The following is a 24887-nucleotide window of genomic DNA, read 5'->3' as shown; positions in this document are numbered from 1 at the left end:
GCGATACTGCCACAAATATAACTGGTTGAAAGAATCATAATGTGGCATCCTTTCTACTCTTGTATTTTCTTTCAACCTTCACCTATCGCATATTGCAAGTTTACTTGCAATACCACCACAAACTTTTCCCTATTGCTGCTGTTTATGAACTTCCTTATGCACCAATACATCCCCGGAAAACGGTTTCCGAAAATGGTGAAAAATAGATGGATGTGGATTCCATTATTTTTGAATTACATCCATGTAGTCAATTTTACAGACTTTATATGGCATCACAATATGCTGCCCCTCACCTCCGTCTAAAAGCTTTTTTAACTCATCAAAGGCCTGCTTGGATTTTTCAAAAAAATCTTGCCTGACGGTATTCATGGCTATTTTGGTATAACCCATAAGGGGTATTCCATCAAAACCACATACAGGTTTAAATATATCCATCTCTGTCAGGGCAAATACTGCCCCAATTGCCATCATATCGGAAGCACATACAATAATATCTGCTTTTTTTGCCCATTTTATAATGATTTCCCTGGTTTTATATTCATTAAAATCACCATGTTTTACAATTAATTCAAAAGGAATCTCTTCCTTAAGTTTTTTCATCGCTTCTAACCTTTGTTCCGTAATATAACTTCCCCTGCCTCCTGCAATATATAACACTTTACTTTTAAACTTATTTTCTTCAATTGTTTTTCTGGCTACATCATACTGAGCTGTAAAATGATCAATGGTTACGGAAGAGGTTTTTTTATTCACTATAGGTGAATCCACTAATACACAATAAAATTCCTGCTTTTCAATTAACTTAACTAAATTCTGGTTCTCTCTGGATAAGTTATAAATAATCAGGCAATTGATCCGCTGGGCTTCTAAATAAGAACTTACCTGTTTCGCAGTCATTCCTTCAAATTGGGAGCTGAAAAAAGTAACCACATCAATCTGGTATTCCTTTGACTTTTCAAAAGCACCGGTTAAATATTGCATGTCTATTTCGTCTATAAACTGGCTGTTATGCCTAATATCAACTATTAGCCCCACCCTGTTAAATACTTTTTTGGAAAGTGAGACCGCTACGGAATTCGGTACATAACCCAATTCCAATACGGCGGCTTCCACCTTAGCTTTCGTTTCATCACTGACTAACTGATAATTATTTAGAACTTTGGATACGGTTGATTTCGCCACACCGGCCATTTTTGCCACATCATTAATCGACGCCATATATACTCCTCTTTTTCCGGAAACCGGTTTCCTGTTTATATAATATTACCATACCTCTACATTGTCAATAATTTTTTTCAGTTATTCCACATAATTTTTTTCAATTATTCCACATAATGTAATTCTTGAGTATTAATTTCGTCAGAATATTGTAATATTCTTTTAAAGAATTGTTAATTTGACTTATACAGACTCGATATACTATATTTATACTTATAGTACATAAAGTTTCCAGAAGTTACCGGAAGCTATCAGTAAACCTATACTATTTCCGCTTATGGCTTTATATATTATAAAGAAAAAGGTAAAGGATAGAGCAAAACAACGGATTAAAAGGTTACTTTGAAAGGAGTTTCATAATGAATGAAATGAACAAAAGGTCTATCAGTAACATTATTGTAGCGATTATACTGGTTCTTGGTGTTATAAGCGCAGCGCTTATTCTGACAAACGGCGTAGTTAAAATTAAAGCCACCAGAACCAATATCGTAGTCACCGGTTCAGCCAAACAACAGATTACCTCGGATTTGATTGTTTGGACCGGCAGCTTCAATGCACAGTCAGCCAATTTACAAGATGCTTATACCAAATTAGAGGCAAGCCGCGATAAGGTATCCACCTACATGACAGGCAAGGATATCAAAAAGGATGATATTGTATTCTCATCCATAACAACAACGATTAATTACGCTATGAACGATTACGGTAATTATACCAATGAGATTGAGAATTATACCTTGAGCCAGACGGTTACCATCAGCTCCAAAGAAATTGATAAAATTACAGACATAAGCAGAAATGCTACAGAACTGCTGAATCAGGATGTGGCTTTTGAATCCAATCCGCCTCAATATTTCTATACAAAACTTGCAGACTTAAAAGTTACTATGCTGGCAGAGGCAACCAAAGATGCAAGAAAACGTGCTGAAATGATCGTAGAGAATGCCGGTAACAAACTCGGTGATTTAAAGTATGCGGATATGGGTGTCATGCAGATTACACCTTTATATTCCAATGCTGTAGATGATTATGGTATTAATGATACCTCCTCTCTTGAAAAAGAAATAACCGCAGTCGTACATTGTCAATTTGAGATTGCAAAATAAACGAAAATAAAAATGTTTATGTTAAAGCAACAAAAGGAACAATTAGATTACCGTATAATATTAAAACCAGTGGAAATACTACTCCAAAAAGGAGTGTATTAAGATGAATGGCAATGCCGAGCTTGCAAACTTTATTTATCAAAACTCACAAATGGGTGTAAATACCATAAAACAGCTGATTGATATTGTTGAAGATAACAATTTTAAGAAACATCTGCAATCTCAATATAAGGAGTACAAAGAAATCCATGAGGCAGCAAAACAATCTCTGAATGCTAGTGGATATGATGAAAAAGGTATCAGTGCATTGGATAAGATAAAAACTTATCTGATGATTAACATGCAGACCCTTACTGATAAAACTCCCTCACACATTTCTGAAATGCTTATTATCGGAAGTAATATGGGTGTTATCAATGCAGTTAAGAACCTCAAAAAGTATAAGGATGCAGAATCTGATCTCCTCGCCCTTATGGAACGGCTTCTTAGATTTGAAGAGAATAATATTCAGCAGTTAAAAGAATTTCTATAAGTATTATAATTAAGGCGGAAGGTTTTCTGAGAACAAATCAGAAAACCTTCCGCCTTATAATCTAATTATTCATTAGTTTCAAAAGATTACTCTTGTTATTAATAAACAATACCCTATGCGTTAAATCAATTTCCTTCATTGGAATTGCAAACTGCATTAAACTAATATGGAGAACATCTAAGGAGTTTACCCCATAGATGCTTTTCACATCTGTCACGCTTCTTAATTCTTATGTTTTCTACACACAATTGTACTTTTTAACTTACTTTCTTCCTGCTGGCTTTACATAAATTTATACCTGATTTGAAACAGAATTTCTCAGCGTAAGTTAAATTTCATCCAGTTTAAATTAAATTTACCGCCGCTGATATTAACTCTGATCGTATAGGTACCAGCTGATAAATGAAAGGGTTCGGAAGTTACGGTTGCCCATACATCTCCGGTATTGGTCCCAGTAGTCGCCAGAACATTGCCGTCTTTCATTAACTGAACCTGTGCTCCCCCATCCCAGCCTTTTACTCTGTAATCTACGGTGTAAGTTCCTTCTGCCGCAACCGTGATCGTATAGTCCATCCAATCACCGGTATCGATATATCCTACATTCTGCCCGCCGCCGACATCACCGCAGGGTTCTGTCGCTACATCAAACATATTGATATAGTTTTCTGCTTCCACCAGTATAGATACCGGTCCAGAAATGGTTATTACAGCGGTTGCCGTATCGGAAACTGTCATTCCTGATTTATAAGCTGCCGCTTTGATCGTTGTCGTAGCCGACACCGTAAATGATCCTGCATATACAATTCCGTTTGTCTCTGACGGTTCTGTTCCATCCGTCGTATAGCGTATGGCTGCTCCGGGAGTTGCATCTGTAATTGTTACGGTCTGTGCTGTCCCAAAGGTACCCGAGGCAGGATTGATTACCGGTGTTGCTGCTTTTTCAGCAGACGCCGTCGATTTAAATTCCATCCAGTTAAGATTGAATCCGCCGCCGCTTGCATTAATTCTTATTGTATATATACCTGCCGTTAGATTAAAGGCATCGGAGGTTACGGTCGCCCATATATCGCCTGTATTCGTACCGGTAGCCGTTATAACATTGCCATCCTTCATTAACTGAATCTGAGCTCCTCCATTCCATCCTTTTACTCTATAGTCCACCTTATAGGTTCCTGTTGTGGGTATATTAACAAGGTAATCCATCCAATCACCGGTGTCGATATAACCTACATTTTCTCCGCCTCCAACGTCACCGCAGGGTTCCGTTGCCACACCGCTCATACCGGTGTAATTTTCTGCTTCTATTTTAAGTGACGCGGGCACAGAAGCTATGGTGATTACAGCGGTTGCCGTATCAGAAGCCGTCATTCCTGATTTATAGGCAATTGCTTTTACTGTTGTAGTAGCCGATACCGTAAAAGTTCCCGTATATACGATTCCGTTTGTCTCTGACGGTACTGTTCCATCCGTTGTGTACCGTATGGCTGCGCTGTCCGTTGCGTCAGTAATTGTTACCGTCTGTGCTGCAGCATAAACTCCTGTCTTTGGAGTAATTACCGGAGTTTGAACCTTGGTAGCGTTAGCTGGAGTTATGGAAAACCAGTTGAAATTAAAACCGCCTTTGCTAAAATAAGTTTTCAGCCTTTGGACCCCTGCTTTTAAGTGAACGGTCCCCGTAACCGTAGACCAATTACCTGTAACAGGTATCGTTACCGTTGATAGTACAGTACTTCCGCTGAGATTTGATTTTAATTGGAGCTGCCCTGGTGCGTTACTGTTATTAATGACTCTGAAGGAAACGGTATAATCCGCTTCCGAGGTTACATTAACATCATATACTGCGGAATCTCCGGAATCAATGTAAGCAAGACTCATTCCACCCTCAGAGCAGACTTCTGTCATACAGCTGAAGTTGGTATAATAATCTTCTGCCTCTATAAGTCCCGGGACAACCTGTGGTTGTGAATCAGGTTGTGGTGCCGGTACCGTATCAGCCGGTACTCCATTGTTTATAAAAGGATTTACTGTCAGTGTAGCTCTGGCAGGTACATATGCCGAGCCCGTATTGCCCTGGCTGTTACAGAACTGTACAAACTGGGTGGAATCTGTCGGATTCCAGATTACTGCACTGTATACTGTTCCTTTCTTAAATACCTGATAGCTGGTCCAGTTGCTTGACCAGACATCGGTTGCACGGTTACCCTTTGCAGCCATATTCTGAACAAACCAATACGAGTTGAATCTTTCGTCATCCGGAAGCTTGCTGTTATCCCATTTATTGATAACTGCCTGGGGATTAGAAAGTGCTTCATAAGGCCATGTAATATGAAACCATCCTTCCGGATCTGCATCCGGTTTTCCTTCAGCGGCAAGTTTTGCCTGGTATGCATCTTCATCTCTTCTATAGTCACTGTTAATTCTGGCTGCAATTACCGGATTATATCCTAAGTAGGTTAATACCGGTGAAACCGGCAGCCAGTGAATACCATAGATACAGCTTGGATTCCCTGAGAAGTAAGTTCCGTAAGTGTATGCATTACCCCAGACCATACCTGTTACTCCCGGGTCATAGTCACTGGCCCAATTATCCTGATCATAGTCAAACCAATATTGTTCGATTGCATTTACTTCCAAGGTAAAACCCCAGATTCCTGCATCCCTGTAAGTATCATTACCTGTAGCCAAACCCCATAAATATTCTCCTGCCCAGGCAAAGGTTGCCTCAGAAGACGATTCCTGATTGTTACTGCTTTGGTTATCACCATATCCGCCTGCCCAGGAATGCCCTTCGTAGGGATCAAAGTTTCTCATCCAGGGATACATCGGGTCATTTCTATACGGGTTTTGCGCATCTCTTAGGAGCTGTTCTACCATGCCGCCGTAATCCCTGACAAAATTCTTATCATAGGAAGCAACCACTCCTGCCGCAAAGGTAAAGTATCCCCATAGAAAATGGTGATCGGAAAGATTAATCCCCATTCCATGATCACCGCCCTGTCCGATTAAGGTTCCCCAATCGGAGGAGTAGTACATATAGTAAGGATAATCATCAGAACCGTCGTAGGTTAACCAGTTTACCAATATCTTTTTTAAGATACTGATAAATTCATCCCGCATTTCGTACTCACCAAGCTGCTGCGAGATCAGGATAGCCATTGACAATGGATGCATTTTTTTGCCTTCCCAGTAAGGGTCTGCTACCCAGTAATCCTTGGTAACACTTTCTTTAAACGTATTTAAGTAGTCTAACATCTGTTGTCTATTGTAGGAACCCGATTCTGTAGGTTCACCAAAGGACGGTGTAATACCGTAGAATTTATTGGTCGTAGTAAAGGAATTACCCTCCAGGACTTTCATGGTTCCCCGTGCTGAGGTATAGTTCATGTTTTTCAGAGCATCACCGGTATATTTCCACTGGGTCGGAAAAAGAGTCATCAAGGTGTTAGAGGAGAACCCCCCGCGCTTTACCTCTATCGTATTGGTATAGGTAGTAATAACATCTGCCTTATTTTCGTCATAACGGTAGGAAACCGAGGTATCTGTAACCACAGCATAGGCATGCTGGTATACATAGTTCAAATCTGCTCTGCCGGGAAGCAGCCCAACAACCATATAATTTTGTCCGCTTCCAAGACTTATTTTTATCTTGCTTCCGACTCTTGTAAATACGGTACCTGCCGGTGCGAAAATTCCATAATCGTGGGTTAATACATCCGTTACCGGTGCCGTATCGGTATTGGTTACTTCTATCCCGATATGATCCGTTGTTATGGTGTCACCGTCATTTGCAAGAATGGGACGATTGTTGTCATCAAACAGTCCTGCAATTGCGGTACCCGATACTTCTACCGATTTCGGATCCGTAAAGGTATTGTATATGTAAGGTGAACCTTTGATTAGTGTTGTCTTCATCTTTGGCGTATCATTATCACTAAATACAATATCCGCCGAGTAATCCCCATAGCCGTCAAGTTTTGCCACAGGCGTATTTACAATACTGCTGGTATTTATATAGAGATCCATATTATTACATTTGGTATCCATTCCTCCGTCATTCGGAGCTGTAAACAATTTACTGGCATAATAAAATCCAAGGCCGGTATCATAATACTGATACATGAAAGGTAGGGCTGCGATTCCGTCACTAAGCCGTTTATAAATAACGGAGGTCCACCAGTCATTGGAGGGAATCGGCCCCGTAACATTACTTGTAACGTACTTTGGGTCTCTTGGCTGTGCCAAAACAGCGTCATCCGTTAAATAACTGCCCTGTCCGTCAGCTACTGTCTGGGGAGTCGTCAATGGTTCAATGGTATAGGTCGTATGAGGGTCTCCGGTTACATACTGCAGAACTTTAAATTCATGGACCGAGTAGCCTGAACCTCTGCCCATTGCAATCCCCTGCATCCTTACATACCGAGCCGAAGCATAGAGAGGAATCATTTCCGGTTCGCCGGTTCCGTGCATCTGCCGGTATATGGTAGTCCAATTCTGGGCATCATTTGATATTTGTATGTCATATATCCTTCCAAACTCAGCATCCCAGGTGATATCCACTTCCCCTATAGTTTGAATCTGTCCAAGGTCTACATACATCCACTGGGTATTGGGATCTCCCGTCACATCCGATAACCAATAGGTCGACTGGTTTCCGTCAACTGCCTGTGCACCTGTCAGCGGAACTGTAACATTGCCGTTGGCATCTTTTGACCACCAGGGCTGTAGAAAGGACGAAACAACTACCGGTTTATTCAGTGCAAGATTTACCGTATTCTTTGGAGGAACTGCAGCACCTCCTGTACCGTATACTTTAAAATCACGAAGAGCAACACCATATCCGGTAACACATTTTGCCGCATACACACGTACATAACGTCCGGTTCCAGTGACGGTCAGATCTTCCACGCAGTAATTATTTCCATTTACATCCGGTACTCTGGTGCCTCCGGTGCCGTTATTCTGTGTATAAATTGTCTGCCAATTCACTTCATCTGCAGATACCTGTATTTTATACTGGGTGGCATAGGTATTAGGACTTTGCCAGGATAACACCACACGGTCAATATTTGCCGCTGCACCCAAATCTACATCGAGCCACTGATTGTTAATATTCCAGGCTGCCCCCCAGGCTGTATTAATATCTTCATCCGTTGCTCTTGAAGCCACATCACCGCCATTAACGGTGGAAGCATAGGCTTGCCTGCCCAGTGATAGAAGGTAAGACCCCGCAGCTGCTTTTACTTCCGGTATCCCAGCCATTTCAAAAATCATACAAATTGTTATTAAGACAGCGAAATACTTATTAAAATTTTTTCTAAATATATGAACCACTTTATTCATACCTTTAACCTCCTCATAGTATTAATCGGTTATTTAGGCAATTGCGAAACGATATAGTTTTTTGAATATATCATACAAATCAATACTTGTTTCTAGCTACAGCTGCCCTACGGGCAAGATTCAGCACTGAAATTTTATTATTTGTATGATAATGATATATAAATACAATATTTGTGTTTCGCAATTACCTGTTAATCTGTTTATATATGCTTCAAACAATATGCGGCAAACATTGCATAAAGAAATAACGTATAACTGGTATAAATCAGGACAATCATCGAATAAGCTGAATCTTGCCCAGAGGGCACTGAAGCTATGAAATTCGTATTAATTGTATGGTATATTCAGAAAACTAAATAGTTTCGCAATTACCAAATAATAATTTTAATAGAAAAGGAGTGCATCCCTTACCCTCTCGTCCAGTATTTTAAGCTTCTTGCAGCAGGTTAAAGTTCATCCAGTTTAAGTTAAATTTGCCGCCGGTTATATTTACTCTGATTGTATAGGTTCCGGCGGTTAAATGAAAAGCCTCCGAAGTCACCGTGGCCCACACATTACCGGTATTGGTACCGGTTGTTGCGAGTATATTACCGTCCTTCATTAACTGAATCTGTGCTCCGGCATCCCATCCGTTTACTCTATAATCTACTGTGTAATTTCCTGCCGTGGTAATTGTGATGGTATAATCCATCCAGTCACCCGTATCGATGTATGCGACATTCTGCCCGCCTCCAACATCACCGCAGGGTTCTATTGCCACATCACTCATATTGGTATAGTTTTCTGCTTCTATTTTGAGTGATGAAGGTACTGCTGATATGGTGATTGCAGATGCTGCTATATCAGAAACTGTCATTCCTGACTTATATGCAATTGCTTTTACTGTTGTCGTAGCCGATACCGTAAAGGTTCCTGCATATATTGTCCCGTTGGTTTCTGACGGTGCTGTTCCATCCGTTGTATACCGTATCGCTGCTCCTTCTGTTGCTTCTGTAATTGTTACCGTCTGGGCTGTTCCATAGGTTCCTGATACAGGGGAGATTACCGGTGCTGCTACTTTTTCAATTGGCACCGAGGGTTTGAATTCCATCCAGTTGAAATTGAAGCCGCCGCCGCTTATATTAACCCGGATGGTATAAGTGCCTGCTGCCAAATAAAAGGCATCAGAGGTTACGGTTGCCCATACATTCCCTGTATTGGTACCAGTAGTCGCCAGTACATTACTATCTTTCATTAACTGAATCTGTGCTCCGGCATTCCATCCGTTTACCCGGTAATCTACGGTGTAGTTTCCTGCTGTGGCAATGGTGAGCGTATAATCCATCCAATCACCGGTGTCGATGTAGCCTATATTCTGTCCGCCTCCAACATCACTGCAGGGTTCTGCTGCCACATTACTCATATTGATATAGTTTTCTGCCTCTATTTTAAGTGACGAAGGTATTGCTGATATGGTGATTACTGAGATTGCTGTATCAGATACTGCAATGCCTGTCTTATAAGCAATTGCTTTCACTGTTGTCGTAGCAGATACTGTAAACATCCCTGTATATACTGTCCCGTTTGTCACTGACGGTGCTGATCCATCCGTTGTATACCGTATGGCTGCCCCTGCCGTTTCATCTGTAATTGTTACTGTCTGTGCTGTTCCATAGGTTCCTGATGCGGGGGTGATTACCGGTGTTGCTGCTTTTTCAATTGGTGTCGACGGTTTGAATTCCATCCAGTTGAAATTAAAGCCACCACCACTCACATTAACTCTTATGGTATAAGTACCAGCTGCCAAATAAAAGGCATCAGAGGTTACGGTTGCCCATACACTTCCTGTATTAGTACCAGTAGTCGCCAAAACATTACTATCTTTCATTAACTGAATCTGTGCTCCGGTATTCCATCCGTTTACCCGGTAATCTACGGTGTAGTTTCCTGCTGTGGCAATGGTAAGCGTATAATCCATCCAATCACCGGTGTCAATGTAGCCTATATTCTGTCCGCCTCCAACATCACTGCAGGGTTCTGCTGCCACATTACTCATATTGATATAGTTTTCTGCTTCTATTTTAAGTGAGGAAGGTATTGCTGATATGGTGATTGCAGAGGTTACTATATCCGAAGCTGCAATGCCAGACTTGTAAGCAATTGCTTTTACGGTTGCCGTAGCAGATACCGTAAAAGGTCCCGAATAGATTGTCCCGTTTGTCTCTGATGGAACTGTTCCATCCGTTGTATACCGTATAACTGCTCCTGCTGTTGCATCTGTGATTGTTACGGTCTGTGCTGCATGATAGGTTCCCGTTACCGGTGTAATTACCGGTGCCGCCGCTTTTAAAACCGACGTACCGTTTACTTCAAATTCCCACAAGGAATAACCATAACCTGTTGCTCTGGCAGTTCCCAGCATTCGTACATATTGTCCCATAACAGGCACATCGAAGGTAATCGTTTCCGTTCCGCCGGTGCCGCCGTTCTTCTTATAAGCATCCGTCCAATGGACCTTATCTCCTGATACCTGAATTTTGTAATCTTTTCCTGCTGCTGTCTCCCAGGAAAGTTTCACCCCTGTGACGCTATAGCTTGAACCCAGGTCGACGCTTATCCACTGGGAATCTGTCCAATCCGATGCCCAGCGGGTATCCATATAACCGTCAAAAGCAAGGGACCCGGATCCGGAAGAAGCAATTCCAGTCTTATTTAATGCAATATTATTCTTAAGAGAAGTATCAATTTTAATAACCGACGTTGCCACATAAGAATCCTTCATACCTGTTTTATATGCTATGGCTTTTACCGTGGTATCAGCTGATACCGTAAAGGGTACCGTATAGATTGTTCCAGACGATGCCGTCGGATTTGACCCGTCTACGGTGTATCTGATAGTAGTTCCCGGGGTTACATCCGTTATCGTTACTGTTTGAGCTGCTGCATACACACCGGTTATGGGTGTGATATCCGGCTGCTCTGCATTGTTGGAATAATCCGTAATAAAGTTCCTCATATTACCGGCTTTTGCAGTATCGCCTGTATTGTTGACAATGTGCGTTATCTCACCATTTCCATTCAGGAAAACACTTGTTGCATTATGTATTTTTACACCTGCAGTATCCGGGCACTGGATGGCACTGTTTAGTTTTACAACTGCATCTCTGAAATAAGAATAAACTCCCATACCCCAGGTTTCATGGGAAGTTACCGTATCTGCGACCTTGTAGGAGGCATATCCATACTCTGTTCCATCCATAAAAGCAGCCTGATCCGGTACATCATATGCCGTTTCACTCTGGTAAAAATATACAAGGCCTCCGTTGCCGTTCCAGATTGTGCAGTTCTGGTTAAAATGTTCACAGAACAGGCCATACATGGTTACATTATTACCATTTACAATAAGACCGTTTTTAGCAGTGTTCTCTGTCCAGCCTACTCCAGTTCCATGGTCTGCTCTCCATACCCAGAAATGATCTCCGATTACATTGCTGCTGTTTATTGCAACACAAAGATCTGTCTTTCCGGCATCGGTTCCGCCAACCCGGAAGAACAAGTCGCTAAGTACCGAAGGATTTGCCGAATGGCCTGCTGTGCTTGCGGCAGGTCCCATCTGAAGTAATACCTTTGAATTATTAAGACCGGCTTCAAAGAGGATACCGGCTATTCTTACTCCGTCAACATCTGCTACAGTCATAGCGGCAGTCCCATTATCCGGGGTCAGGGTTGCCAGCCCAAGACCAAGTAAAACGGTATTGGCCTGTGTTACTCTTAACGGTTCGCTAAGGTGATAGATACCCGGTGTAAATAAAATGTTCTTTCCATTTTTCAGTGCCTGATTTAAGCTTGCTGCTGTTGAGGTGTCAGGATGTGCCACTACAAACTGATCCAGGGACAGAGACGTTCCAGGTCCAACACCATTCTGCCAGGTAACTCCCTGTGCATTACTCCTGAGTCCTGGAACAAATACACGGTAGTTATTGCCGTCAAAGTAAAGAAATGGCTTCTCACTGATTACAGGTGTCTGATTAACTACTGTAAATCCTCTGGCTTCATAGGTGTCAGAAGGCGCACCGGTATCCCCTACAAATACCATGTTCCAGTTGGAGTCGTTCCAGGCTTTCATCTGACTGTTTCTTGTAAAAAATTGCTGCTGGGATCCGGAATAAATCGTACCGTCTATAACAGAATCCGCTATATATCCTCCGCTGGACCAGCTGCCGTCATAGTTGTTCGGATTTGGATCCCATAGCATTAAATCTCCCTTTATATGAACCCGCCTCATGGGAGCTGCCTGTGATATTGCCCAGGTCTCAGTCCCTGCAGGAGCTAATGGATTAGCGGAATAGGTTGGAATGTCGGCAAAATTCTCAACCGATCTCCAAAAATTCATGGTTGCATTTCCTCCGTTCCAGTCCGCTTCGCTGCGTACCGAGCCGGTTATGGTTACATCATCCGGTCTTTGCCCCAGACCTGCTACCTGTGTATAAAAACCTACATTGACATTTGCATTATAGGCACCGGGCTTAAACAGGAGTGCATACCGTTCAGAACCAAATTCATTGTATTGCATTTGATTAAATATGGTATCGCATATGGTTTGAATAGCCGAACCTGACATGGATGGATCAAATATCTTGACGTTATTGCCAAAATCCAGGGTTGTTACCGCGGATACTGTCCCTGATAATAAGGATTCTCCACTGTCATTCACAGAAGCCACCTTATAGTAATAAGCTGCGCTGTCCAAACCAGTATCGGTATAGCTGGTTGAAGTGATCAGGGCATCGTTGACTTTGGTATAGATTCCTGCTGCGGCAAAGGATCTGTATAGATTATATCCTGCTGTACTGGATACCGCTCCCCATTTTAAGCTGACAGAAGTTGCAGCGGCGGAAGTTACACTAAGACCGGAAGGCGGATTAATAGCGACTGACCGGATGTTTATAACGGCCGTTGCTACGTCAGAATCTGCTAATCCTGTTCTTATTCCCATCGCTTTCACTGTGGTAGTAGAAGACACCGTAAATATGCCGTCATACACGATTCCATGTGCCGCTGTAGGTGTTGAACCGTCCAGTGTATACATAATCGTATCGCATGGAGTATCCACCTTAATGCTTACCGTCTGAACGTCCGCGTAAACACCGGAAGGCGGACTTATGACAGGTGTTGATACCTTGGTAGGAATTGCAATAGTTATTTCAGAGGTTGCGGTATCGGATATTCTCATTCCGGCTTTATAAGCAATTGCCTTTACCGTTGTTGTATCCGATACGGTAAAAGCTCCTGTGTATACCGTTCCGGCAGTTGCAGTTGGTACAGAACCATCCAGGGTGTAGCGGATGGTAGCATTTGGAGTCTCATCGGTTATTCTTACTGTCTGTTTTATGGCATAGGTCCCGGATGCCGGCTTAATAACCGGTGTTTTAGCTTTTTGTGTGGGTTCTGCCGCAATGCCGTAAACCTCGAACTCCCTCAGTGAATAGCCGGCGGCCGAATTCCTTTTGGTTCCCTGCAGCCTCACATATTGACCGGTTACCGGGGTAGTAAAGGTGATGTTTTCCGTACCGCCTGTACCCCCTGTTTTGGTATAGGCATCCGTCCAGTTCGCATTATCGGCAGATACCTGAATCTTATAATCCTTTCCGCTTCCTGTGTCCCAGCTTAGTTTGACACCTTTTACTTTGTAGGCGGAAGCTAAATCTACCATGATCCACTGGGTATCCGTGGCGGCTGACTCCCAGCGCGTGGCACTGCTGCCGTCAAAGGCATAAGCTTCTGGATTTCCTGTTGTGCTGGAAGAAGCTGAGGCGCTTTTATTTAACGCTATGTTCTGGCTGTATACATTGAATTCTCCGATTCTCCACCACTTTTCTGTACTGGAGCCGGTTTGCAGGATTTTTATATAACGGGCGGACTGACTCGGAAATTGCAGTACCATTTTGTTTCCAAATCCTGCGCCGCTTTTTAAGGTCGACCAGTTATTTTCGTCATTTGATACCTGAAGTACATAACCGATCGGATAGTCACCGGAATATGCGGAAGTGGTCTCAAAGGAAATCTGGTCAAAGGTTTTACTCTCCTTCATATCTACCTGGAACCATTGTCCGTTAGCCTGGTTTACACCTGTGCTCCACCAGGTATTATAGTCATTGTCCAAGGCATTTTCCGGTGCCTGACCGGTTTCAGTTACCGAGGCCGAAGCCGTCCAGCCTGTTTTACCATACTCCCCTCTGCCAGGCTCAATAGCACCGCCGGTATACTGACTTACTACATTGATAAACTCTGTATTCGGTGTGAAATACTCTGTGCTGAATTTGCTCCATTTGGAGGCAATTGTATTGGCATCATCACGATTGACATCCGGTACGGGATTTACATTCGTGTTATAAAAGCCAAAATTACCACCTCCGCTTTCATTCATACTTCCTCTTGCCTTATAGGTCCAGTTGGCCCAGGAGATATGATTTTCATTCATTTCAGACATCCATTTTGCCCAAAGGTCATGAAAGAAATAAAAATTGTATTCTCCGAAATTAACAGGAACCTGAAAACGGTTCTGGAATTGAACCGCTTCATCAATTTTCGCATCAATTAAATCATTCTGGGCATCCCAGTTCGTAGGCTGCTCCATGGCATAGGGATGTGCTGTATACACAACATTGGTCCAGCCATAGACAGATGGCGGAGCGATTGCATCCAGGCTTCCAAGTGCTCCGAAAAATATAATATGCTCCGCATCGATTGCCCGAACCGCTGTATAAAGCCTATTCAAAAATGTATTTTTTTGATTCTGCTGATCCTCTGTCTCCGGAAAACCTAATACCGGTTCATTCACCAGCTCATAACCTGCTATGGTTGCATTTCCTTTATAATGTTCCGCCATCTTCTTCCATATGGCTACGGTAGTATCCTGATTCCAGGTATTGGTCCATAACCGGTTGGGATTCGGCCCGGCCTGTCCGCTGCTTGCCCAGGGACTGGCACCGCCGGGAGAAGCATGGAGGTCAAGGACCACATAAATACCTCTTTGTTCACAATTATTCACCAGCCAATCCAGCTGAGTCCATGGGTTTGTCTTCCAGTTGCCGCTCCTATCCATCAGTTCCAGCCAGCTGATGGGAACCCGGACATAATTCATTCCCATGTTTTTAATATGATCCAGGTCACTTGTCTTAAGCCAGGCATTCTGATATCCACGAATCAATTCATCTCCCTGAGTTTGTCCGAAACGGTCATATAATGCTTTTCGCATACTATAGTCATCGCCCATATACACATTGAGTTCAGCCATAGACCAGGGACTGCTTTTACTTCCCCTTTGGAATATAAGAATATAGCGTGCTGCCTGTGCTCCGCAGGTTACTGTAACACGCTGATTTTCCACGGTTCCGGCCGGCATATTAGACCACCCGATTCCATCAAGTGATATCTGCACCAGACTACCGGCAGGATTTCCCGTGCTGGAACCTGCATCAAAGGTAATCTTATCAAAGTACTGCACAGAACCAAAATCCACCTTAAACCACTGTCCATCCTGCTGAGGCACACCTGTCGTCCAGGAGGTACCAGAATTGCCATCAATGGCATTACCTGGATTCGCGCCAACCGAAGCGGTGGCAGTCCATCCGCTTTGACTTAAAATACCTCCTCCGAGTGGGGAAAGCCAATCTTCCTGCATTAACCATCCTCCAAGGTTTGTCCCATGAAGATCTACGATATCCCCTGTTCCGCTGTTATTTCTTATTACTGTTCCGTTTGTCTTTAAGAAGTCAGCCGATGTAAAATCTGCTGCATAGGCTGTCATTGGTACTGAAAAGATAATACCGGATAACATAGCCAGGATTAGTACCATTGATAAGCATTTACTTCCATTTGATTTAACCTTATGTAACATAATTCACCCTCCTAAATTATATAGTTTTACTAGATAAATTTACTTATGATGCCCTCATAAGCATCCCCCCTTCAATTTTTAGGTCACCAAAAAATGCTGATCTACTTCGTGTCAACCAAATTATTCTGATATTGCAGTGTAACTATTAGTATAAAGTGAAAAGCAGCCAATTTATAAGTTGTTATAGAATTGTAATCGTAATTGTGTGGGTAAAGTAAAGAATATAATTTGATTAGATGGTCTAAAATGTTCACAATCATTCCTTCTTGTGATTCTTCCAGTTCTATTGAATTATGTAGATACGCAAGCCCTTCCATATATATCATGTGAGATTAAAACACATTGTTCGGGTGTAATGTTAAATTTTTTAATTGCCCAGGCAAAATTAATCTTTTTATAAAAACACTATACAATAAATTGAAAATTTTTACATTTGATATATTTAAGGTATTTTATTGTATAATTTTAATACCAGGGATTGTACACCTCCCACGAATTACCTTCCATGACTGTAACGCTCCTAGAAAAAAGGAGCTCATACACTGTTTTTATATAGTGTATAGCTCCTTATTGCACCGTTTCTTATTATCCCTCTTTTTTGCCCTACTTCATTTTTACCCTACTTCTTTTTTGCCCACTTCTTTTTTTGTCCACTTCTTTTTTTGCCCTACTTCCTTTTTGCCCTACTTCTTTTTTGCCCACTTCTTTTTTGCCCACTTCTTTTTTTGCCCTACTTCTTTTTTTGCCCTACTTCTTTTTTATAATTTACAACAACAGTGGACGCGTTATTAGTAGCGACCATTTTTCAGAAATTCTTTCTAAATAGTTCCTTAGTTATGAACACTTACACTTCTTTTTTCTCCTATTACTTTTTACCTCTACTTTTTCATACCTCTTAATTTTGTTAAGCCCCCTCAACCATATCTCGTCTGCGGTATCCGATAAAGCCAACTGCCATCAGTGCGATGCTGATTATTGTCATGCTGATAAATACCGTACCATCAAATTTATCTACCGGCATTCTTGGAACCCAGCTTTGAACCGCAGTTTTTGAAAACCATTCCGGGAGTTTTAAAATACCGCCAAAGTAGTTTAAAGCAAACGAATATCCAAGATATACATAAATAACTTTACCTAACCTGGGTACCCAGCCTAAAGCTATCGCTGCAAGTCCGGTAAAAAATAATACGGAAGGCAGGAAATTATAGCCCGCAGCAATAAAATCACCCATATTCATGGAAGAACTGCCTCCCATTGCAGAAATCGCCGTACCACCAAGCCCGCCTGAGGCCAGTAAAATTCCGATTACTCCGGTCAAGACAGCTAATATGACACTAGTCCAGTAAAGTTTAGTCCGGGTTACTTTCGTGGAATAAAGCTGGCTCAGATGCAGCCTTGCCTCTTCTGAAAAAAGTTTATTTATGATAGCAATGGGTAAAATAGAAACCAACCCAATCATTACCATGATAATAGTTCCGGTAAAGGAGGCTTCAATGGAAACACCAGCCATTGTAAACATTTGGCTCATCATTTCATTACTATTTAGGAAAGTCTGCATATCTCCGTATATGGAACCATAGGCTGCCCCCATGATTACAAACCCAATGAACCAGCTGATTATAACGCCTTTATTTAGCTTGAGAAACAGACCTGGCACGGACAGCAGAGACTTTTTGGCAGCTGCCCTGCCTTCTCTTTCTGGTAAGTAACCGGCTCCCATATCACGGCCGCCTTCAAGGGCAAAAGCGATAATTACAACAAGAATACAAAAGATTACTGCAATCATTAGTGGAGCCACATTATTAGTAGTAAATGGATACGTCAGATATGTCCAGCCCATTGGATTATATATTGATAAGTCAGGGTTTGATACATCGGTACCGGCTCGAACAATATAAAGTAAACCCACGAGACCAAGAGCGGAACCCGTTGCACCTGAGGAAGTTGACATAATCTGTGCCATAACCAGGGCAATTACTGCTCCCAGTATACCGGCCATACCAATAGAAGCGCCAAACAAAAAGGCTCCTTTTGCAGTAATGGTATCCGCACCAAAACTGGTCATAACCACGCCGATAAAAAGCGCTAATACTAGATGAATGAAGACTGTTTCGGCTGTTACGGCTAATGAATTGGCTTGACGTCCTACCTGAAAGGATCGTACCAGCTCAGTAAGTCCATGATCTTCTTCCTTACGGGTATGGCTCACAACATGCAAGGCAGCCACAATCATTGCAAATAGACCGCAGAATAACAACATTTCATTAGCATACATAGCTCCTAACGTATAATCCGCCGCGGTTCCAACCGGTGTCGTACCTACCATAGAAATCATGGCAGGATTCTGCATGGTCTCATACATTGCCATCAACCCCTGCCCCTTACCGATTTCCACAAAAGCCGGAACAAATCCGGCAGAAAATAATCCCAGACCAAGAATCCAGATAATAATTTTTTTCCAATCACGTTTCAGATATTGTACAAACAATACATTCCAACGCGCAAATTTTTCTTTCATATAAAAACTCCGATCTGCGTGCTTTCGCACACATACTGATATATTATCTTGCTCCGATTCCCTGTCAAACCTCATAATGACGCATAAATAAGTCTTCAAGGGTAGGCGGCACCGCCTCAAACTTCTTAACACCTATTTTTGCCGCTTGGGATAATATATCATTGATATATACATTGTCTGCAGAGAACGTAGCCTGGCTGCCCTTTTGTTTAAAATCATGGACACCGTTCACCAAAGCCATCCCCGCTACATCACCGGTTGTTTCTATCGTCACAGTAGAACGGGTTAAGTGGCGTAATTCATCCAGAGTTCCGGTTTCAACTACTTTTCCCTGACGGATGATAACCACCTTATCTGCTAAACGTTCAACTTCGCTTAAAATATGTGAGGATAGTAAAATCGCTTTTCCCGAGTGCTTGATTTTTTCTACCTCATCCTGAAATACAGCTTCCATCAAGGGATCCAGACCGGAGGTCGGTTCATCAAAGATATATAGATCAGATTCCACCGATAAGGCTGCTATCAAACCAACTTTTTGGCAATTCCCTTTTGAATAACCTTTTGATTTCTTTTTCGGATCCAGCTCAAAACGTTTTATCAGATAGTCCCGTTTTTCCTTGTCTCCACCACCATGTAATTTTATAAATAAATCGATAATTTCACCGCCTGTTAAGCTGCCCCATAGTGAAACATCTCCTGGAACATATGAAATCCTTTTATGAATCTCAAGGCTGTCCCTCCAGACATCCCTGCCAAAGATTTTCACCTCTCCGGCATCACGGTTGATGATACCAAGCAACGTACGAATTGTTGTTGATTTACCAGCGCCGTTTGGTCCAATAAAACCTACCACTTCACCGGCTTTTACCTTGAACGTAACATCATGTAATGCTTTAAACTTACCAAATTTTTTTTGCAATCCCTGCACTTTAACAATCTCTTCCATAACGTTAAAACTCCTTTTTATTTTTTTAAGGTTTTATAACGTGCTTTCCAGTCTAAAGCAAAGTAATAACCGCCGCGGTTTGTTTTGAACTTTTATTATATAATTAGTTCATATCTATATATTATTTTCTTTGTTTTAAACCAAAGTTCATTTACGAATTCATTATATAACTATTTTTCTAATCCGTCAATTAAAATACAATTAAAATCTTTTCTTTGCTTATTTTGAACAATAGTAATCTCATTTAATACTATAGATTATTCTATTTATAAATAACTGTTTGATAATTCAATACGATTCCTATATAATATTAGAAAAAGAATAATGCAAAAAAACTTCGAATAAACAGTTTCAATATGATAATCAGAAAGCAGGAATCAGGAATGGATGGTTATATAAAGCGAACCCAGGATAAAAAAAATCAAGTTTTAAAAGCCGCTTTTAACTTGATGAATCAGGATACCGGCATAGAAAATCTAACAATGGATGAAATCGCTAAGAATGCCAATGTCAGCAAAACCTCGGTTTTTAAATATTTTGGCAGTAAAGATAATTTAATTTATGAAGTGTTTAAGATTTTTTTAGATAAATTAGGCGAAACCGCAAAGGAAATCATGGTGCAAAATAAACCCTTTGAGGAAACTCTCATTTTAATGAGCCAGAATAAAATCCATTATTTAGAGAAAGTCAACCGGCAGTTTTATATCGACCTGATGGATTTTTATACGAAAAAGGGAGATGATGGTCTAACTTTAATTATGCAGCAATATAACAAGGAAAGCTCTGGTATTATGCTGGATTTATTCCATCGTGGACGCAAAGAAGGCAAGGTTGATCTAAAATATTCCGACGAGTTTCTTATGATTTATTTTCAGGCCCTGGTAGAAGGCATTTCCAGTCCTCATATCTACCAAAAAGTTCTTCCATATACCGCCCAATGGACGGAACTGCTGATTAAAGGCATTGCGCCTAACAACTAAGCTTAAGACAAATGGGAGTGTCTAATCACAGCCACTCCCGGGAAATATAACCTTTTAAAAGTTTATCATTCCTGCGCACTCAATCCAGCACCTAATCTGCTTCCACCGGCTACCAGAAAAAGCTCTCTATTTTTATTGGTTATATTTCCCATCATTTCATCAGCGTAAAACAATATAATATCATCCGGTAATTTTACGTGTATTTTATGATTGATCTCCCGTTTATTTACATGGGCAATTGCTTCCGTAATAATTTCTTCCGCTGCTTCCTGCTCAGCATTTAATTTCACTTTTCCTTCCTCAAACCGGGTTGTTTGAAGTATATTCTCAACCAATTCATTTAACCAATCCGCATCATTGTATATCGTAGATAAAAAATCTTTTTTTACGGTATCATCTATTTTATCATAGTTATTTAAAAAGGTACTCGTAAGCCCCATAATTCCGGTTAATGGAGTTCGTAAATCATGGGATATGGATCGTAACATATCAGCCCGTAATCTTTCTCCCTGGATTTGCAGCTGCACCTCCTGCTGTTTTTCGTATAATCGTTCCCGTTCTAAAACAACAGCAATCTGAGGTATCATTGCATCAATAAATGCCTTTTGCTCTTTCGTCAGTATTTTTTCATTTTGTAAAGCAATCCCGATCACACCTACTACCCCATTTTGACTTAAAATCGGTGTATAATATCCTTTTGCACCTGAGTACAAGTTGGTTCCAAATCCACATGGGCTTCCTGATTGATAGGTTTCCTGCATTGCTGCCTTATCAATTTCATTTTCAAATATATTTGCACCTTCTACCTCTTTATAACAATGAAGTCCATTAGAATCATAAAATTGCGCAATTACATATGCTTTGAACTGTTCCCCGATTTTATTTGTCGTAACCTTAGCCAACTGTTCCAAACTGCTTACTTCTAATAAATTTTTACCAATCGCATGAAGGGAAGCTATTTTTTCCTCCCGTTCGATTACCATTTGTGATTCATTTTTTATTCTTATAGTAAGCATGCTTGTAATAAATCCAACGGAAAACATAACGATAAAGGTTATGGGATAATCGGGATTGTAAACCTGAAGTGTATAAATCGGTTCTGTAAAAAAGAAATTATAAAACAATACGCCAAAAACTGATGCCATCAAACTATACAAATAACCTCCAGCGAGATAGGAATACACCAAATTACCTAGTAAATAAATCATAATAAAATTAGACTCAAACATATTGACATATTTGAACAGTATTGAAATCCCAGTACATAAGAGCATGATTAAAACCATTAGTAATAAGTTTCTTACAACTGATATGATTGTGGTAACCTTCTTGTTTTTATTTGCAATGAGAAACATAAAAGTATATCCCTCCAACTCTTTATGATATATGTATTATATGGCATCCAATAAAATAATCAAGTGCCTTTCTAGGTATTAATATAGTTTTAGCCTCCTTTGACAATTCAAGTAGAATCATCAAAGGAGGCTAACCCTTTTTTCCTATTCTTTTTTAACCTTCCAACTATAACTTCCCGAGAGTATATTACTGAGTTTTATGTATCCTTCTTCTAACACTTCCCAGGACTCACAGAACTCTCCCACCAGGCTTAAAGCTCCTTCAGACCTCCATGGGATATAGATATCCGCCCTGCATCCGACTGGAATTACAGCACTTAATTCAATTCCATTCTCCAGTTCACAGCAGGACATCTCTGCTTTTCCCCGGACTGTGAATACAGAACCTTTTATGGATTTTATATTCTCCTGGATATATGGCTTGATTTCAAGCTTTTGGTATCCAGGTTCTAAAGGCCTGATTCCCAGGACAAATCGGGAGATCCATTCTTTTACATGTCCCATCATGGCATGATTGCGGGAACGTCCCAAACCATTCCAAAGCTCTGTATAATTCCAGAACTCCGGCAGTGTCGTCAAACCCTGGTCCACATGATGTCGGTAACTTGGTTGTGTTGGATTCATGACCATCCGATATACTACATCATTCCTTCCCTCAGAGGCAAGAGCATGAAAGACCTGTTTTAAACCTACTTCTCCCGAAGTCAGGTGATCACCGGTTTTTTGAACAGCCTCCAATAGTTTCTTAAGAACAGCATCCTTCTTCTCTGTCTTTATTATTCCGGAAAAGAGAACGCAGCCATAGCTGGCCTGGCTGTCATTTCCATAGATTTCTCTATCCGGCTGATAACATTCTATATCTTCATAAAATCCGGTCCTTATGTTTTGCGCCAGTTTAAGATACTGCTCCATCTTCTCGTTGTCTCCAAGAATACCGGAAACCTTACTTACAGTAACCGCCTGGAGGTAAAAGGCACAGGTAGCCACCAGCACCGCCGGTGTATTTTCATTTAACTGCCCCCATTCTCCCATATGGGCATAGTCTTTTAGCACGCCATTACGGGCTGATTTGTTAAGGTGCTCCAAATAGCCGCACATCATCGAATATGCACCTTTTAGGATCGCGGTATCTCCGTATTCCAGGTAATAATACCAGGGTGTCATAATACAAGCCCCGCCCCAGTTAGGATCTTTAAACAACCTGCCGATACGATGATATTCCGGTGCAATTGCAGGCATAAACCCGATATCCTCTGTTTCCCTGTTTAAAAGTCTCTTAAAATCAAAGCCCGGATACTTCTTGTTATTCACTTCCATAGGAGGCTCCGCCAGTATATCTTCTGAAATCTGTGCATCCTGCATATCCTGAATTATTTTAGGAATCCAGCTGCGTATATCATAACCGGCTGCCATAGAAGAAAACATAAGATGTGTTGTTTCAAGCCAACCTAATTTCTCGATTTGGGGGCAATCGGTAAAACTGGACATCATATTGCTTTCTATGGATCGGTCGGTAATCTCATTAATTTTATTTAGTATATCATTATCCGTTGTAAAATCCGAATATTTTTCATTCATTACCCTGACGGCACATCCATCAAAGTTATCCACCGAAGGTATACCAGGAAAGCCTGCTACTTCCACATATTGAAATCCGTGATAGCAAAATACAGGGTGCCATTCCTCCTCACCGGTTCCTGCAATTGTATAGCAGTCTTTCACGCTGCAGGAAAACAAAGTATCACAGCTTTGCGTCGAAGAAGCCTGATCGACACCGCTTCCATCCGGCTTTACAATCTCAGCAGGATACATCTCGACTTTTCTTCCGGCATATTTTAGCGTATCTTTTAGTTTAAGTACGGGAAATCCCGCACTGTTTTTCCCCATATCTACCAGCCAGTTGCCGTTTGGCAGCTCCACAACGCTCTTTGCCCTCCATCTCTCTGCAATTTGAATGGGAAGAAATTCTCTGGCTGAGAGTTTCCCCTTAGGCGGAGTCATCGGTATGGCATTCTTCCACTGAGTCCTGTCTGTACCAGACGTATCCCAGCCTGCTTTTTCTAAGGCTGCCAAAGCATCATAATCCTCTCCGCCATACCAGTTCTGAAAGGTTATGGGACTCTCTGTTATTTTCCAGGTTTCGTTACTTACCAATGCAGTCTCTACAGTTCCATCCCTTCTGGTCAATTCCACCTGGGCGATTAACTTTTTATTACCGCAGATACCGTTCTTTAAAAATATTGTATCATCTTTTTGGTAACGGTGGTACTCACAAAGAGTACCGTCTCCCTTTTTCATTACCGGAGCCGCTGCAAAATTCTCATACTGGCCGTTACCCAGTATTATCCCTAATACATTTTCTCCCTCGGTCAAAAAAGGTGTGATATCATAAGTAATGTAAAATACCCGGCGGTTGAACTCACTTTCTCCAGGTTCATATAAGTTATCTGTCAAGGACTTTCCATTCATGCTGACCAGGAATAAGCCAAGACCGCTGATGTAGGCTCTTGCTTTTTTTATGGTAGCTCTGTTATGGACCTGAAAACTTCCTGTAAGGGCAGGAGCTGCTGCCTTGTCCCCGTCAAAATCGTCGCCTTGTCCAATCCACTCGGCTATCCAGTCGTTTTCCTTAAGAAGTCCCAGTTCAAACCATGCTGTAGTACTCCACCTTGTGACCTGTCCCCAGGCATCCCAGACACGTACTTTCCAACAGATATCCTGCCTGGCGGAAAGTTCTGCTCCCTGATAAGGAATTGCAAAATTATCTGTGCACAGAACTTTGCCGCTATCCCACAAATCAGCTCTTCCTTCTTCAAGTAATTCTTCTTTGGTAGCGGCAAGAATCTGATAAGCAGTCTGTTCATCGCCTTGTTTTTCCGAACCTAATTGATAACTAAAACAAGGATTCGTTATCCCTAGTCCCAGCGGATTAGATAAGTTCTGTGTCATTAGTTTTGATATCTGCATCTATTATAATCCCTCGTCTTTCATTTTAACTGTCTTATTCTTTAAC

At 41.4% G+C, this 24887-nt stretch carries 9 protein-coding genes and 1 pseudogene; 3 read left to right on the top strand and 7 right to left on the bottom strand.

What is annotated here, in order from left to right:
* Positions 1-222: 222 nt before the first annotated feature.
* Positions 223-1218: a LacI family DNA-binding transcriptional regulator gene (locus QA584_RS07755; RefSeq protein ID WP_278273942.1), complete on the bottom strand. Its 996-nt coding sequence runs from the start codon at positions 1216-1218 to the stop codon at positions 223-225.
* 359 nt (positions 1219-1577) lie between these two features.
* Between QA584_RS07755 and QA584_RS07750 the strand changes: the two genes are divergently transcribed.
* Positions 1578-2324, top strand: coding sequence for an SIMPL domain-containing protein (locus tag QA584_RS07750; RefSeq protein ID WP_278273941.1), 747 nt, complete (start codon positions 1578-1580; stop codon positions 2322-2324).
* 103 nt (positions 2325-2427) lie between these two features.
* The gene (locus QA584_RS07745) at positions 2428-2856 is read left to right on the top strand and encodes a hypothetical protein (RefSeq protein WP_278273940.1); all 429 of its coding nucleotides are present in this window, start codon (positions 2428-2430) and stop codon (positions 2854-2856) included.
* 318 nt (positions 2857-3174) lie between these two features.
* Here the strand turns inward: QA584_RS07745 and QA584_RS07740 are convergent, their stop codons facing one another.
* The 4 genes from QA584_RS07740 to QA584_RS07725 all read right to left on the bottom strand — a co-directional run bounded on the left by QA584_RS07740 (position 3175) and on the right by QA584_RS07725 (position 19539).
* Positions 3175-8196 (bottom strand): carbohydrate-binding protein, encoded by a 5022-nt coding sequence (locus tag QA584_RS07740; RefSeq protein ID WP_278273939.1) that lies wholly within the window; start codon positions 8194-8196, stop codon positions 3175-3177.
* Between the two features lie 427 nt (positions 8197-8623).
* Positions 8624-16075 (bottom strand): chitobiase/beta-hexosaminidase C-terminal domain-containing protein, encoded by a 7452-nt coding sequence (locus QA584_RS07735; protein ID WP_278273938.1) that lies wholly within the window; start codon positions 16073-16075, stop codon positions 8624-8626.
* Between the two features lie 904 nt (positions 16076-16979).
* On the bottom strand, positions 16980-18593 hold the full coding sequence (locus QA584_RS07730; protein ID WP_278273937.1) for an ABC transporter permease: 1614 nt from the start codon (positions 18591-18593) through the stop codon (positions 16980-16982).
* Positions 18594-18657: 64 nt separating this feature from the next.
* Positions 18658-19539 (bottom strand): ABC transporter ATP-binding protein, encoded by an 882-nt coding sequence (locus QA584_RS07725; RefSeq protein ID WP_278273936.1) that lies wholly within the window; start codon positions 19537-19539, stop codon positions 18658-18660.
* 356 nt (positions 19540-19895) lie between these two features.
* Here QA584_RS07725 and QA584_RS28830 point away from each other — a divergent pair.
* Positions 19896-20045: pseudogene (locus QA584_RS28830) on the top strand (hypothetical protein); the annotation flags it as partial.
* Between the two features lie 539 nt (positions 20046-20584).
* Here the strand turns inward: QA584_RS28830 and QA584_RS07715 are convergent.
* Together QA584_RS07715 and QA584_RS07710 are read right to left on the bottom strand one after the other, a co-directional pair.
* Complete coding sequence (locus tag QA584_RS07715; protein ID WP_278275126.1) at positions 20585-21793, bottom strand: DUF4118 domain-containing protein; 1209 nt, start codon at positions 21791-21793, stop codon at positions 20585-20587.
* 225 nt (positions 21794-22018) lie between these two features.
* Complete coding sequence (locus QA584_RS07710; RefSeq protein ID WP_278273934.1) at positions 22019-24841, bottom strand: alpha-L-rhamnosidase; 2823 nt, start codon at positions 24839-24841, stop codon at positions 22019-22021.
* Positions 24842-24887: the final 46 nt, after the last annotated feature.

Origin of the sequence: Anaerocolumna sp. AGMB13025 (genome assembly GCF_029689925.1) — a bacterium.
Classification (GTDB): domain Bacteria; phylum Bacillota; class Clostridia; order Lachnospirales; family Lachnospiraceae; genus Anaerocolumna.
Note: the sequence above shows the minus strand (reverse complement) of the source record. Positions and strands in the feature narration are given on the sequence as shown.

Excerpts from the sequence above, each read along its gene's own strand:
- QA584_RS07755 (WP_278273942.1), bottom strand. The coding sequence starts at position 1,218 with ATGGCGTCGATTAATGATGTGGCAAAAATGGCCGGTGTGGCGAAATCA.
- QA584_RS07750 (WP_278273941.1), top strand. The coding sequence starts at position 1,578 with ATGAATGAAATGAACAAAAGGTCTATCAGTAACATTATTGTAGCGATT.
- QA584_RS07745 (WP_278273940.1), top strand. The coding sequence starts at position 2,428 with ATGAATGGCAATGCCGAGCTTGCAAACTTTATTTATCAAAACTCACAA.
- QA584_RS07740 (WP_278273939.1), bottom strand. The coding sequence starts at position 8,196 with ATGAATAAAGTGGTTCATATATTTAGAAAAAATTTTAATAAGTATTTC.
- QA584_RS07735 (WP_278273938.1), bottom strand. The coding sequence starts at position 16,075 with ATGTTACATAAGGTTAAATCAAATGGAAGTAAATGCTTATCAATGGTA.
- QA584_RS07730 (WP_278273937.1), bottom strand. The coding sequence starts at position 18,593 with ATGAAAGAAAAATTTGCGCGTTGGAATGTATTGTTTGTACAATATCTG.
- QA584_RS07725 (WP_278273936.1), bottom strand. The coding sequence starts at position 19,539 with ATGGAAGAGATTGTTAAAGTGCAGGGATTGCAAAAAAAATTTGGTAAG.
- QA584_RS07715 (WP_278275126.1), bottom strand. The coding sequence starts at position 21,793 with ATGCTCTTATGTACTGGGATTTCAATACTGTTCAAATATGTCAATATG.
- QA584_RS07710 (WP_278273934.1), bottom strand. The coding sequence starts at position 24,841 with ATGCAGATATCAAAACTAATGACACAGAACTTATCTAATCCGCTGGGA.